9 protein-coding genes are annotated in these 16,389 nt (G+C 31.0%); 1 reads left to right on the top strand and 8 read right to left on the bottom strand.

Annotated elements, in window-relative coordinates:
- The first annotated feature begins 40 nt into the window (after positions 1-40).
- Positions 41-3,412 carry a VCBS repeat-containing protein gene (locus KV700_RS16405; RefSeq protein WP_218598547.1) on the top strand — a complete coding sequence of 1,124 codons (3,372 nt, stop codon included), beginning with the start codon at positions 41-43 and terminating at the stop codon, positions 3,410-3,412.
- A gap of 284 nt (positions 3,413-3,696) precedes the next feature.
- Here the strand turns inward: KV700_RS16405 and KV700_RS16400 are convergent, their stop codons facing one another.
- The 8 genes from KV700_RS16400 to KV700_RS16365 all read right to left on the bottom strand — a co-directional run bounded on the left by KV700_RS16400 (position 3,697) and on the right by KV700_RS16365 (position 16,369).
- Positions 3,697-4,932, bottom strand: a complete 1,236-nt coding sequence (locus KV700_RS16400) for a T9SS type A sorting domain-containing protein (protein ID WP_166382894.1) — start codon at positions 4,930-4,932, stop codon at positions 3,697-3,699.
- 235 nt (positions 4,933-5,167) lie between these two features.
- On the bottom strand, positions 5,168-7,648 hold the full coding sequence (locus KV700_RS16395) for a glycoside hydrolase family 2 protein (protein WP_218598546.1): 2,481 nt from the start codon (positions 7,646-7,648) through the stop codon (positions 5,168-5,170).
- Positions 7,649-7,668: 20 nt separating this feature from the next.
- Positions 7,669-8,949 carry an Ig-like domain-containing protein gene (locus tag KV700_RS16390; RefSeq protein WP_218598545.1) on the bottom strand — a complete coding sequence of 427 codons (1,281 nt, stop codon included), beginning with the start codon at positions 8,947-8,949 and terminating at the stop codon, positions 7,669-7,671.
- A gap of 5 nt (positions 8,950-8,954) precedes the next feature.
- The gene (locus KV700_RS16385; protein WP_240914554.1) at positions 8,955-11,168 is read right to left on the bottom strand and encodes a beta-agarase; all 2,214 of its coding nucleotides are present in this window, start codon (positions 11,166-11,168) and stop codon (positions 8,955-8,957) included.
- A gap of 36 nt (positions 11,169-11,204) precedes the next feature.
- Positions 11,205-12,572 (bottom strand): family 43 glycosylhydrolase, encoded by a 1,368-nt coding sequence (locus KV700_RS16380; RefSeq protein WP_166382888.1) that lies wholly within the window; start codon positions 12,570-12,572, stop codon positions 11,205-11,207.
- Between the two features lie 27 nt (positions 12,573-12,599).
- Positions 12,600-14,234, bottom strand: a complete 1,635-nt coding sequence (locus KV700_RS16375; RefSeq protein ID WP_302849983.1) for a sugar porter family MFS transporter — start codon at positions 14,232-14,234, stop codon at positions 12,600-12,602.
- Positions 14,189-15,307, bottom strand: a complete 1,119-nt coding sequence (locus KV700_RS16370; protein ID WP_208889874.1) for a glycosyl hydrolase — start codon at positions 15,305-15,307, stop codon at positions 14,189-14,191. Before KV700_RS16370 ends, KV700_RS16375 begins: the two co-directional genes overlap by 46 nt.
- Before the next feature lie 15 nt (positions 15,308-15,322).
- Positions 15,323-16,369, bottom strand: coding sequence for an aldose epimerase family protein (locus KV700_RS16365; protein ID WP_208889875.1), 1,047 nt, complete (start codon positions 16,367-16,369; stop codon positions 15,323-15,325).
- Positions 16,370-16,389 lie beyond the last annotated feature (20 nt).

Here is a 16,389-nt window from a genome sequence, read left to right as displayed (position 1 = left end):
ATGTCTTACCGTTTTTTACTTATAATTCTTATAAAAAAACATGTCAAACTTAACTATAATAAATACAGCATTTTTTGTTAAATCAATCTTTTTTTTAATATTGATTTCTCTTTTTTCTTGTGATAAAAAAATAAAAAAGACCACTATAAAAGTAGACGTAAAAAAACTCTTCATTACCGTTTTACCTAAAGATTCTGGAGTCGATTTTCAAAATTCATTAATAGAAAGTCCAGATGCTAATTATTTTCAATACAATTACATGTATATAGGTGCTGGTGTTGCTACAGCAGATTTTAATAACGACGGATTGGTCGATATTTTATTTTCTTCAAATACGTCAGACAATAAATTATATATAAATAAAGGCAATTTTAAATTTGAAGATATTTCTAAAAAAGCCGGAATTATTAAAAGACCAGGCTTTGATACTGGTGTAACTATAGCAGATGTTAATAATGACGGCTATCTAGACATCTATCTATCTAGAGGTGGTTGGATTGATGAAAATCATCAATTTGCAAACATGTTATATATTAATAATGGCGATTTAACATTTACAGAAAAAGCAAAAGAATTGGGTTTAGACGATGAAAACAGAACCATAAATGCCATCTTTTTTGATTATGATAATGACAACGATTTAGATGTTTTTGTTTCTAATGCAGGAGATATTATTAATAGAAGTCAAACAGATATTATAGATCTTTTAGCTTTACAAAAAGATCCAAAAACCATCACCCTAAAAGGTAGCGATCGTTTATATAATAATGATGGTACTGGTCATTTTACTGATGTTTCTATAAAATCTGGAATCTTACCAGAAACCGGGTTTGGTTTAAATCCGCAAGTTGCCGATTTAAATAATGATGGTTTTTTAGATATTTATGTTAATAACGATTTTAACATACCAGATTACGTATATCTAAACAATGGAAACAGTACTTTTTCTGAAGGCAGAGACAAAGTAATCAAGCACATGGCTTTTAATACCATGGGCGGAGATGTAGCGGATATTAATAATGATGGTCTTTTAGATTTAATGACATTAGACATGAATCCGGAAGATTATATTCGTTCTAAAACCACAATGGGTATGACCTCTATTGAAAATTTTGAATCTATGACAAAGTCAGGATATCATTACCAATACATGCACAATATGTTACAAGTTAATAATGGCAATGGAACGTTTAGTGAAATCAGCAAAATGGCAGGAATTGGAGATACCGATTGGAGTTGGTCTTTATTATCCGCAGATTTCGATTTAGACGGGCACAATGATATTTTTGTAACAAATGGCGTTTTTAGAGATGTAATTGATAGAGATTCTAACAATAAAATTTTAGCTACTTTACGGGCAAAAGGACGAAAACCAACCAAAGAAGATTTCTTTGAATATGCTAAAATGCTACCTCAACAAAAACTAACTAACTATTTCTTCAAGAATAACAGCGACCTAACCTTTAAAAATACTTCGGATGAATGGAATAGTGGAAAACCAACATTTTCTAATGGAGCTGCATATGCAGATTTAGATAATGATGGTGATTTAGATTTAATTGTAAATAATATTAATGAGCCTGCAACTATCTTAAAAAATAACGCTCGTGAAATAGAAAACGGTAACTTTTTACAATTTTCTCTAAATGGTCCAAGTAATAATAAATTTGGAGTGGGTACAATTGTTAATTTATATATGAATGATGGGGCTATACAAACTAGACAACTAATTAATACACGTGGCTTTTTATCTGCCGTTTCCAATAAATTACATTTTGGAATACATAAAGATGCTAAAGTTTTAAAAGCAGAAGTAGTTTGGCAAGATGGTAAACGTCAAAAAATACAGACCCCTGCTATAAACACAGCTATTGTTTTAGAATATTCTAACGCTACAGACATTCCTAAATCAAAAAAAACAAGGCTTTCTACACTATTTTCCGAGGAACAATTTAAGTATACACATAACGATCCTTATTTTAATGATTACCACAAGCAAGTATTATTACCGCATAAATTATCTCAAACAGGTCCTGCGGTAGCTAAAGCTGATATTAATAATGATGGTTTTGATGATGTCTATATTGGAGGAGGAAGAAAACAAGCTGGTAAATTATTATTAAGTACCCCAAACGGGAGCTTTAAAACTACTAATATTCCAGATTTTATTAGAGATCGAAACCAAGAAGATGTTGGTGCTACATTTTTTGATGCAGACGGGGATGGAGACCAAGATTTATATGTGGTAAGTGGTAGCTATGAATTTGGTCGTTTACCAAAAATGTTATTAGATAGGTTGTACATCAACAACGGAAAAGGGAAATTTAGTAAATCTACTACCGCCCTACCAGAAATGGTTTCCGCAGGTTCTATTGTTGTCGCTAATGATTATGACAATGATGGAGACCAAGATCTTTTTGTTGGCGGAAGAGTAATCCCTGAAAAATATCCGTTTGCTCCAAAAAGTTTTCTTTTGGTGAATAATGGTGGTAAATTTACTATTGCAACACCTAGTCTTGCTCCAGATTTAGAATTTATAGGCATGGTTACAGATGCCGTTTGGACAGATATAAATAATGATAATCAAGTGGACTTAATTGTTACTGGAGAATGGATGGGTATTGAAGTTTTCATCAACAAAAATGGTAAACTTATAAAAAGCAACGAGTATCTAGCATTAAAAGATGCCAAAGGTTGGTGGAATAAGATTTTAGTTTCTGATGTTGATAATGATGGAGATAAAGACATTATTGCAGGAAATTTAGGTACAAACTATAAGTTTCATGCATCCAAAGAAAAACCATTTCATATTTATACAAACGATTTTGATTTTAACGGTGTTCAAGATATTTTTTTAGCAAAATACTATAATAACAAACAAGTTCCCGTTAGAGGAAAAGGTTGTACTGCACAACAATTACCACATTTAAAAAATAAAATAAAATCTTACAATGAATTTGCCAATAGTGATTTAGAAGGTATTTTAGGCTCGCGAATTAAAAGCGCTTTGCACTACGAGGTAAATCAGTTTAAATCAGGTATTTTTAAAAATGATGGAAAAGGTACATTTAAATTTGAACCATTTTCTAATCATGTTCAAAAATCACTTATAAATAGTATTATTTCTGAAGATATAAATGATGATAATATTAATGACTTAATTCTAGCAGGAAATAATTACATGTCTGAAGTAGAAACTACCAGAGCAGATGCAGGAACAGGTGTTCTATTACTAGGTGATAAAAAAGGGTTTTATAAATACGTGTCTAATGTTACCACTGGTTTATTTGCTGATAAAGATGTAAGAAATATGTTAATTCTTAATTCTAAGAAAGGTAAACTACTGCTTGTTATCAACAATAATGATACACATAAGTTATATGCGGTTCTAAATATATCTAAAAAAAATTAGTGAAATAAAATACAATATTTATACAAGCATATTAATTATATTTAAGGTGTTTATAATTACACAGCATTAGCATGATTTTACTTAACTCTTTGTTATACTCTTTTAATGTTTATTATAAACAAATTATTCCTTTAAACGGAATAGAAACTAAATAAAAAAAGGAGGTTAACAATTGTTAACCTCCTTTTTTTATTATATTATAATTAAATTTTAAGTCTTAATAAACTTTATCAAAAAAAATAAATTTTATACTGAGTTATTCATTTATCCAAATAAAAATAAATTTAGTTTTTTAGAATTTTTTGTCTACTAGTAGATCCATCTTGAGCAGAAATTTCTAAGAAATAAATTCCTTTCGTTAACTTTTGTAAATCAAAATTAACAGCGGCATCATTAAAATTCTTTGAACAGATTAGCTTACCTCTTACATCAAAACAATCTATCTTATTAATTAATTGACTAGCATTAATTTGTATTAATTTAGAGGTAGGATTTGGGTAAATATTTACTTTAAAATTATTTTTTACATCCTTTACAGATAAACTACTAGTTGGTTTATAGGCTCTAATCCAATCAATCTTAAATGTATTATTTTCTATGTTTGATAGCTCCGAATTTGTAGGAACAACAGACTTTTCGTTTGCTTTTCTCCATCCTTGTTCTTCAACAGTTATCATAATATCCATTGCTTTAGATAGCCCTGTTCTAGTATCATTGCTTGAGTCCCCTTGATTTACTGAATTAGTAAAAAACAAAGGATCTATTTGATCTTTTCCTTCCCTTTTAGATACTTGAACACCATCTATAAAATGGTAAATATGCCAAGGGTCTTTCCAATAAACTCCATAGGTGTGATATGAATCTTTCCACTTAATATTTCCATTTCCGTCGTTTCTTCTTATCCAAGTTGGGTTTGGAGCTGGATTTCCATTTCCAGATGCTAGTTCACTTGGTTGCCAATCTTTAAAAGGTGATCTTATAAAGACGTGATGACTTACATGCATTCTTTCTCCCCACCAAGAAAGATCTTCTTGTGCACTATCTGAATATGTAGCGCCATAGCCTTCCATAAAATCTATTTCTTGTGTATCGTCTGGGCTTAATAACCAAGCTCCATTTGCTAAAACAGAGTTCATTATTTTAATTTTCGCTTCAATATAAACAGGATATTGAATTGTATTATTAGAATGGATCGCACCTGCATTAACACTACTACTTAAATATCTAGTAGCTGTTAATTTTAGTTCACCTCCATTAACTGATGAATGTTGTCTAGTCCATACTGTAGAACCAGGACCTGTCCAAACATTATGATAGAAATCATCCCACTTACTTTTAAAAGTAGTTCCTTTATTTGCAGCAGGTGCTGTATAATTAAAATCGTCAGAAACATTAGATTGTAACACCCAAGTATCTCCTCCATCTAATGTTACAGGAACTGCAATTCCGTTCCAATCTTGGCTTGCTAAATTTGAAATACTAAACAAACAGATTAATATTAATAATGTATTTTTCATCATACTCTTTATGTTTTCAGCTAAACTAATTAATATTGTAATTAAAAGTTACTTTTTTAACTGAACTAAAACTTGACAAGCTAAATACTTCAACAAAAACTGCATAAAACTCACTAAAAATCAATACCTAAGACCTTTACAACTATTTTTAATTTTAGGGAAATTAGAGAAAAAAAAAGAGATAACTCAATATAAAATTGAATTATCCCTTTTAAAATTATAAAATAAGCTTTACTTTTTACTCAAAACCTCTTGCAATTGGCATTTTTTGATCCGCTTCTGGAACTCCATCTTCACCACCTAAACTAGGGTAATATCTAAAGTAACTAGCCCAACCAAATTTTTCCTTCGTTTCAAAAGCTTCTAAACCAATAGCTCTTAATTCTTTTCTATCTTTTTCTTTATCTGCTACTAATAACATATAGTCATTTTCAGAAATAGAATTTCCATCTGCATCAACAAGAGAAATTTCTGTATAGAATTTATCTCCTATTACTCCTGGAACTTTACAGGAAACATCAACAAATTTCCCTGAACTATCTCCTCCAATTTCAGAAATATCAAACGTTTCTAATTTGAATACAGATTTATTATTATCCAAGTATTTGATAGTAACTTTACAGTCTTTAAATGATTTATAATAATCATTTACAACCCATAATTCTCCTTTAAATTCTTCTCCTGGTAACCAACGTCTATTATTGTGTTTCATCGTAACTAAAACAGGTTGATATGCTTTTCTCACATAGTCAAAAGATAATTTTTTCTCTTGATAATAATCTACAATTCCCCATTTCATATCTGGAGCAAAAGTGATATAGTGACAAATACAAACAGCACTTGTTTTAGGTTTTCTCGTTCTAAAATGCTCTAATGCATATTGAAAAATAACCCCTTGTGAAATTTGAGTAGCTTCAACAAATTTTTCTAAACCGTCTCTACTTTGATCTCCTAAAACTTCAAAATTTAAAGTTCTTAGTGCATCAAAATCTGTCCAATGGTGTCCCCAACTTGGTCCTGGAGGCCATACTTCATCCGCAGGAATAAACTTCTTAATACTTTCTACATTCGGACAAGAAGAAATTGCTAATTCAGGAATTACTGCAAAATCTAAACTAGGGAAATATTCTTCCATTACAAACTCTCCTTCACCATAGAATAAATCATTCGCATGGAAACTTTCGTTTGGTTTAAAACCTAAATTTAAACCAACCTCATCACTTAAAGGTGAAGAAGGTATAAAATGTAAAGGTGTATAAGGTTTAATAGCCTCACCAAGTGCATTTACAAATTCTAAATTGTGTTCTGGGTCTGAAGCTGTCATAAACAATTCTTCTGAACCTTCTAATAACACTAAACAAGGATGATTACGTTGCGCTTTTACAGATGAAATAGCTTCTGCAAAAACAGCTTGTTTAAATTCTTCATCTTTTGGTAAAGACAAACTTGCTAATGGTAAAACATCTTGCCAAACTGTAATACCTGCTTCGTTACATAATTTGTAGAATAAAGGAATTTCTTCTGGATGCCAACCAAATATTCTTAAGTTATTAAAGTTACATTCTTTTGCTAAACGAATTAACTCTACATATTTACTTGGATGTGCACGACCCATAAAAATATCTGGTGGTCCTCCCCAAGTTCCTGAACGCATAAAATGACGTCTGTCATTAATCATAACTGTCCAAGGATTTTCTACCTGTTCTAAAGTAAACCCAGGATTGTGTACCATTTTTACTTCACGAATTCCAAAAGAAGTATCTGTTGTGTCTAATAAAGTATCTTCACCTTCAATAACAGTAACTTTAGCATTATATAAGTTTTGATCTCCTAAATCCCAAGGCCACCAAAGTTTTGCACCATCAATATCTAAACTGATTTCATAGTTATTAGTTCCTTTAGAAACTTTAACTTTTTGCTGAACTTGATACGTTTTAGATTCGAAATTTTCACCTTCAACTTCAATGTTAATAGCTATTTCTCTTTCAGCATCTTCATGATTTTTTAACTCAATTTCTACATCTAAACGAGCAGAATCTTCAGTTAATATAACCGGTTTTACATACGTATCTTCAATAGTAACCTTACCTGTTGCTTCTAAATAAACTGGTTTCCAAATTCCTGTTGGAGGTAAACTTACCCAATAATCTCCATGCCACGCAGGTTTACGTCCTGCAACTTGACTATATCTTCTTGGTGCTGGATGTAAACGAACCATTAAAACATTGGTTCCGAAACGCAAGTTTTCGAAACGAATATCTTCTGATACATCAAACTTGAATTTTGAAAACATTCCTTCATGAGAACCTAAAAATTTTCCATTCAACCAAACATCACATCCAAAATCTACACCATCAAAAACCAATTGAATGTGTTTCTCAAACATGTTTTTAGGTACATCGAACTGACGTTTATACCACCATTCATTTTCTGGAACCCATTTTGCTTTTACACTATTTCTTCCAAAATGCGGATCCTCTATTCTACCTGCTCTCCATAAATCTGTATACACATCTCCAGGAACTTTCGCAAAAGACCAATTAAATGAATCTCCTGTAATATCAAAGTTTAACTCATGAAAACCAACTTTAACACCTTCGTCTGGCCTTATACCTTCAAATTGCCATTTGTTTCCACTTAAATCAAAAACAACTTTTTCGTTAGACTCTTTGCCTTGTTCAGCTAAGTAGTCTCTTTCTTCTTGACTAATATTCTTCATTTATCTCTATTTTTATATTCTTATTTATCTTCTAATTTCCATGTTCTTACCCAATCAATTCTCATGGTATTAATTGTATCATCACCTAAATCTGATTTAGGAGGAAGACCACCTAGATAGTTTCCTTCATTCGTCCATAAATCAAATATTATTTCTAAATCACGCGTAAATTCACGACCTGCATATGTTTGTCCCCCTCTATCTTCACCTACTACAACACTTCCAGCAGGTTCTCCATTTAAGTAAAATTGAATGTGTTTAGCATCTTTCCACCAAACTCCGAAAGTTTGATATGCTTCATTCCATTTTACTCCTTTTAAAGGATTATTATTTGATAAATTGGTGTTTATAAAATTGTCTTCATCTCTAATTTCCACTGGAGATTTACTTGCATCAGCATGAAAATATTGCGAATTCATTCTTGTTGGAAATTCAGGTTGACAACCATTGCAAGAAGGTTTTGAGTTGTTCTCGATAATATCAATTTCATCTCTGTTATTAATATCACCATTATTTAACCAATATGTATTGTAGGCAGAAATGTGAGAAGATTTTATTCTAGCTTCTGTGTACATAGGATATTTTGTTTCAGCTATAGAATGAATTCTTGCTGTTTGAAACCATCTCCCATCAGGGTTACTTTCATTTAAAGTTGCTTTTAACCACAATTTACCGTCTGTAACTCCTGAGTTTTGTATAGACTGAGACATGTAAACGGGAGCAGGATAATTCCAAGTAGATTTAAACCATTTACTGCTATCCCAAGAATCAAATTCATCAGACATCGATTCAAACTTTACCCATTTTTTATCTGTTGGAGTTGTATCTTCAATAGAAACAAATGAAGGAAGACTTGGATCAATATTACTAAAAGCACTAGCACTTGGTGCAAATTTTGTTACAGTTATTGCAACCGATGCAGAATCTACATCACCATCAACATCTGTTATATTATATGCAAAACTGTCATCTCCAAAATAATCAGCATTAGGGATATATTCAAAAACACCATCACTTACTTCAGTTATAGTACCATTAGTTGGATCAGTTTTTATACTATAATTATCAGTACCTCCACCATCATTTCCTAAATGATCATTTGAAGCTACATTTACTTGATTTGAAGTCCCAGAGCTACTATTTTCATCAACACTTAAAGTGTCATCAACTGCTGATGGTGTATCGTTTATTTCTTGTGGTTCTTCGGGCTCTGTTGAGCTACTTCCGCAAGCAACTATAACTATCGTAGTTATCAATAAAATAATTAAATTTGTTTTTATATATCGTTTTTTTAATCTCATGGTTTTTATTTTTTTGATAATGATTGATTAGAATTCTTGTTTTCTAAATTGTTATTCTTTCTATATTCATACATAGAATAGGTAGTTTCTTTTACTTTTTCTATAAAATCTTCATGAGGATTGTCTGTAATATCAACAAAACCTACATTATAGTTTTCTCCATCAAAACGTCCAGTATTTGGTTCATCTATATATTGAAACCAATGAGCACCAACGATATTTGGGTTTCTTAATGCTCCTTGTATATAACTTTTAAACATTTCTCCTCTTTCTGTTTGGTCTTTTGCAGCTTTAATTCCTACATGTAGACTTCCTCTATCTAAAGCACCAAACTGAAACTCACCAATCATAACTGGTTTATCAACTCCTTTTGGTAACGAAAAATCTGCAATGCTATATTCGTATTTATTAAAGCTCATAATATCTAAATAATGACTCGCAGCTGTTAAAACAACATCATTATTTGCCCAAGCAAATCGGCAACCTAAATAGTTTTGATTTGGAGCAACCGATTTTAACTCTTCATTAATAGTTCTAAAATATGTTTCTGCAATTCTCTTATAAAAATTAACTAAATCTGTTTTTGCGAATTCTCTATTAGGTATTTCTGTAGATGTTAATAAATGTTCCCAAGATTTATAAGACGATTTCCAAGAGATGTTTAAAGCATTAACCATTTTGTATTTCTTTTTTAAATCATTGATGAATTCTATCTTTGCAGGTTGATTTTCTGGACTTTTTAAAGTACCAACAGCCAAAGAACCTAACTGCCCCCAAGACAATTCGTTATCAACAAAAAAACCTAAACACCAAGGATCATTAGCTCCTCCTTTTTGAGATTCTACAGAATTTCTAACAGCTATTCTAAAATTAGGATCAAACACATCATGAAACTTTCCCCAAAAACCTTCTGAACCTTTTATTTTAGGTGTATCTTTTATCCAAATAGAACCAACATATGCTGTTCTTTTTTGTTTTGTTACTCCTATATCAGACATAAAACCAACGGTATTCATCCCCCAATCTTTTATTCTTTTATGAGCAACATCTTGAAATGTTTTTAACCAATCATCACCATATTTTTTATATAAATTATTCTGATAAAAGTTAAACGTTTTATATGGTCTCTTATCTTTATAAAAACCATGGGTTGCATAATCTACTTCTTGATAAAACTGAGCAGAAGAATCGTCTTTTTTTGGTAAATATTCAAAATAATTTTCTCGTTGAGAAACACCTGTAAAAACCGAGTTTGAAGCGACACAGTTTAAACCTGCTGTCCAAAATAAATATCCTTCTGGGTCCACCATCCACCATTTATCTGCTACTTTTTCTGTTCTAAAAAAACCTGTTGCTTTTAATTTTGGTCCTTTTAACCAACCTCCAAAAGTGGCTCTATCTTTTGGCCCTTTACCGTTTTCTAAATAAGCTAATTCTGCCTTAGCAAATTCTTTAATTTCTTTATCAGAATGAATTTTATTTTTCCAATCTTGATGTTTATATTGTCCATATTTATCTATGAAAGGTAAAAATCCATCAGGGCTTTTTTCTTCATATTTACCAACAGCTCTAACATTATCAATTGTAAAATTATTAGGTTCTGTATTGTATCTAGAACAGAAAGTTAGCTCAGTAACTTTCGTTAAATCTGCTTTAATCTGTCCAGGAACTCCACGTAAACCATTAATCTTTATTTGTGGTTTAAAAATCCAAGGAGTCCAAGCTAAATTAACAGTGATTGTTTTACTTTCTCCTGGTTTTAAATCGATATAATCTGAACAATACCATCTTAACAACCCATCAGGATCATTACCAACAAAAAGTTCTACTTGCATTTTTTCATCACCCACATTAGAAACATCTGCTTTTACTTGATAGTAAGAGGACAAATTCCAAGGTTTTCCGTTAGGGCTCATTAATTTTACGCCCGTTTCTCTTAATGTATTTCCGTTGTTAACTTGTAAATAATTATTTTTTTCTGATGAAATAATTTCGAAAGTTGCATCTTGAGGTTTTACTAATTGAGTTTGAGTTTCATTCTCAAAGTCAAATAAAACCATACCATCTTCATTTGTAGAATCATTTTGTGAAATATTACTTTTAGAAGAATTACAACTCATGAAGTTAAAGTTTATAATCAACCCAATTACTATAATCAGTTGCCATTTATTCTTTTGAAGAATATCCATTGAAGTTTTTATTTTAGTTAATTTCTTCATTTTTTATCGTTTTTATTAGAGCAGTTCTTTTATTTTTTAAAATACAGAAATATTTTTAATTTCCCATGTGCCACTATCTGCATTACAAGCAGGTTGCACCGCCATTTGCATTAACCTAGCATTAACTTCTTTAAAATCTAAAAGGTTAATAATGTATGTTACATATTCTGTACTATTTGACTTTATTGGGATTGTAATCCATTCTTGTTTTTCCCAATCAATTGATTTTGTACCTGAAGTCCAAAAACTGGCATCTTCATTTCTAGAATAGATAGCTACTTTCATTTCGGTTGCAGCACTATTATTTTTGATTGTATAAGAAATTTTATTACAAACTCTCGTATCTGTATATAACCAAGGCGCACTTTCTATAATTGCTTTTTTGCCTGATAAATTACCAGTAAGTATTCCTTTTTCTTTTAAATTTACTGTTGTACCTTGTAATGATTTCCAACCCATTGTACTGTTTTCAAACTTCCAGTTTCTTCCAGGACCGGGATACATTCTATCATCCTTAGGGATAATTACAGTTCCATCTTCATTAAAGAACACAGGTTTTAGACTTGCTCCGCGATAAAAAGCACTGATGTCATGATTTTCTTGTAACACATACCATTGCTGGTCTTTCCATTGAAAAAAACTTGTATGACCCCCTGCTAAGAAAGCTCCTTTAAAATTGTATGGACCATATAATTTTTTAGACATTGCATATTTGTTCCCATAAACTAAATAATACCAATCTCCTCTTTTAAATAACGTTGGTTTATCATCTGTAGAAATTTCTTTTCCTGTTGCATCAATAACAGAAATAGAAGTTGGTTTACTTTCTAAAGACTTCATATTTTTAGATAATGTGGCCATGTAATAGGTGTTCACTCCAAAACAAATAGTGTAGACATCGTTTTCTATATATATTTCTGGGTCATATGGATTGACAGGTACAATTCCTTTTGGTAATAAAGGTTTTCCTAATAAATCTTTGTATTCTCCATCTATTTTATCTGATACCATAACACCAGTATCTATATTTCGATTTGAAAAAAACCAATAATATTTTCCATCTCGTTCACAAATATCACCTGCCCAACAATTTGGTTGATCACCAATATAAGTTTGAGTAGGTAGAATACTTTTATGGAAATTCCAATTTATTAAATCTGCGGATGACCAAATTTCCCATCTATCCATTGGAAAAGCACTTTTTGCATCCCAGGATTTATCATGACCAGCAATTATAAAAACGGTATCATTTTTAACCCAAGCATGAGGATCTGCCATACCATGTTCTGGTACAATTATATCTACTTTTAAAGCATTTGGATTAACGCCTACAAATAGTTGCTTTTCTTGTTTACAAGAAAGCAATATTATAACACAAATAAGTAAAGTTGATATATTTTTCATTTTATTAATCTTTAGCTAAATACATAATTATTTAACTAACATTTCTTCTAATTCTTCCAAAGATTTTCCTTTAGTTTCAGGTACTTTTAACCAAATAAAGACGAAACCTATCACTGCAAATATTCCGAAAAGTAAAAATGTACCTGCATTACCCAGCGATGCTAATTCCCAAGGAAATAACAATTGAACTAAAAAGCCAACACCAAGATTTATAAACCCAACAAATGCAATAGCAATACCTCTAATCTTAGTTGGAAATAACTCTGAAAATAGCACCCACATTACTGGACCTATAGACATTGCAAATGCCCCAACGAATCCTATAATTCCGATAAGAATTAAAAGCGTATTCATTTTGGCAGAAGCTGTAACAAGGGTAGACTCATGTATTCTTGCACTTTCTTCACCTAAAGTTGAAACTATTGCAGCTTTAAAGTCAAGATCGTTTTCAAATACTTTATCTTGAAGTTGCACAATTTGGTCATGATTAATTTCTTTTGGAAGATTTGCTATTGCTTCTTGTGAAAGCGTATAAGTAGCATCATTAAATCCATAACTTAATAAAAATAAACAAATAGAGATCCCTGCCATTCCAATAATTAACAAAGGTTTTCTTCCAAATTTATCAATAACTAGCATCGCTACTATTGTAAAACCTAGGTTGGTTACACCTACCAAAGCAGCCTGAATAAATGAAGCGTTTGTTCCAATACCCGTTTGTTCAAAAATCATTGGGGCATAAAACAAAACAGCATTAATACCAACTATTTGTTGAAAAACTCCAACAATTATTCCTATGATAATTACTTTACGCATTGATTTTTTAAACAAATCACTAACCTTAGATTTTGCTTTATTCTTATCTTCATGAATATTTTGTTCTACTGCATTCATTTGTAAAACTGCTTCTTCTTCAGAAACCACCTTTTTCATGATTGTTAAAGCCTCTTCTTTCTCATTTTGAGTCATTAACCACCTTGGACTTTTGGGTACCAAATTTAACCCTAAGTAATAAAAAATTGCAGGAACAGCTTCTAAACCTAACATCCATCTCCAATTCCATTTATCAAAACCTAACGTTTTAGTCCATTCTGCATCAGAGTTTCCCCATTTAAGAATTAAATAGTTTGTAAAAAATGCGATAGAAATACCCAATACAATGTTTAGTTGATTGAAAGAAACTAATTGACCTCTTTTTTCTGGAGGCGCAACTTCAGCAATATACATTGGTGCTATAATTAATGCTGCACCAACAGCAAAACCACCAATCATTCTAAAAATAATTAACCAAAAGAAATTCCCTGCTAAGGCAGAACCCACAGCAGAAATTGTAAATAATATGGCTGCAAATTTTAAAATTCTTCTTCGTCCATGTTTATCACTCATTGGGCCAGCAATTAGCATTCCAACTGCTGCTGTTAAAGTAATTGAACTTACTGCCCAACCTAATTGAAGTTTTGTTAAATTGAATTCTGGTTCAATAAATTTTACGACTCCAGAAATTACTGAAGCATCAAAACCTAATAAAAACCCACCCAAAGCAACAATAGCTGCAATTTTTATTACAAAGAATTTTTTAGTTGACATATTTTTAGTTTTAGTTAATTCGTTTTTTACTATGTTATTTTTTCTCCTTTTGCAGTATGATGTGTCATTTCCCAAGTTGTAAACCTTTGGATATATTGATAATCATCATTCATATATTTATGTGTTAAACCCCAACGTAAAATATGAGTAGGATGAACTTCTTGATTTACAGATCTGTTTAAACCTATTGCATGAGGAGCTCCTTTTATAACACTTTTAATTTCAAAATTAATGCCATCTGGAGACCATTGAACTGTGTTTTTTTCTGGTCCATCTGTAGTAATTAAAGATGCAATTCCGTCATTATATTTCCAAACACAAATTTCATGTCCGCTATTTGAAATAGGATTGTATTCCGATTTCACATAAGGTCCTTTTGGGTTATCAGCAATAGCAACTCCATGTCTTATTTGTCTTCCTCCAAATGTGATAGCTTCACCCATTTGTTCTCCTTTGTAATACAAATAGAATTTACCTTTAAAAGGTATAATACAAGGGTCATGTACTTTATGACTATCAAAATCTCCTTTTTTCTCTACTGCAAATCTATTTTGAGTTTCACCTTTCCAAACACCATTATCAGCAGGTTTTAAGATTGGTTCCTCACTTTTTTGCCAAGGACCATAAGGTTTATTTGACCAAGCCAAACCAACTTCATTTTTTATACGAACTGTATAATCTCCTGTTATAGTTTGATATGATAAATAAAACATACCTTCATGCTCCATAACTTCTGGTGTAAAAACAGAACGATTATCATAAGTTCCAGATTCACCTCTTTCTACAGCTAAACCTTCTTCTTTCCAGGTAATACCATCATAAGAAGTTGCGTACCAAATATCACATCTATCCCAAGGAAAAACTTTGTCTTCAGCAATGTTTCCTCCAAATCCTTGAGTTGGCCCAATACTTCTGCTGTACCAAACAAAATATTTTCCTTCAAACTTTATAATAGCACTAGGATCTCTTCTTACCACTCCTTCTTCATAAGCTAAATCACCTTTCAAATCTTCAATCTGATAATCAAAAAACCAATCTTTACCCAAATCTGTTGGCCATTTTAAAGCTCTTTTACTTGCTGCGCTTAACTTACCTTTATTAGTAATTCCTAAGAAATCTTGCTGCTCGTCTGTTATTTCGATACTCATATTTAAATTTTATTCTTAATATTTAAACTTATAAACAGTTGCACTTTTATATTCTTCTCCTTTTTTTGTTATCGATTTTGGTGAATTTTTAATATTTGGACCATTTGGATATCTCTGTGTTTCAAAACAAAAACCGCTATATTTTCCAAATTTCTGACCATTTTCTCTTTCTAATTTGCCTGAAGTATACGTTCCTGTATAAAATAGTACACCAGGTTCTGTTGTTGATATTTCTAACGATCTACCACTTTCTTCACATAAAAATTTAGCTACTTTTTTTAATTGAAAATCACTCTTATTAAAAATGTAATAATGAGCAAACCCATCATTCATTTTTTTATGTATTTCCTTAATTTTTTTAGGGCTTCTTAAATCATCAACTTCATTATCTAGGTGTACAATTTTATCTAGAGCTGAACCTGTTTCATCCATTGCTAACTTTTTGTTTGCCAAAATTGTAGCCTCATGATTTTCTATTGATTTATTAAAACCTGATAAATTAAAATATGTATGATTCGTTATTGCTAAGGGAGTATCTTCATCAGGAACTGCATTATATTCTATACAAAGTTCATTTGCATTTGTTAAAGTAAAAACCACTTTAATAATTACATTACCTGGAAATCCTTCTTCAAGATTTGCACTAACTAAAAACATCTCAACACTTGCTTCATTATTATTGTCTACAATTTTAGCATCCCATATTTTTTTATCAAAACCTTCAACACCTCCATGTAAATTATTGTTACCACAATTAGTCGCCAATTGATAAGTTAATCCGTTTAGATTAAATTTAGAATCTTTAATTTGTGCACAATATCTTCCAACAGTACTTCCAAAATATGGAGCGTTTGTTTTATATTCCTCTAAAAAATAACTCTCAAAGTTGTTAAAACCACAAACAATATCTTCTAGCTTACCAGACTTATCTGGTGTAATTATAGAAGTAATTGTAGCTCCGTAATTGGTTATTTTAACTTCAACCCCATTAGCGTTTTTTAAACAAAATAGATTTACCTCTTGCTCTTTAAAAGTTCCAAATATTGATACTGCAGTACTCATTAATATATTTTATTTAATGC

Source organism: Polaribacter sp. NJDZ03, assembly GCF_019263805.1.
Classification (GTDB): domain Bacteria; phylum Bacteroidota; class Bacteroidia; order Flavobacteriales; family Flavobacteriaceae; genus Polaribacter.
Note: the sequence above shows the minus strand (reverse complement) of the source record. Positions and strands in the feature narration are given on the sequence as shown.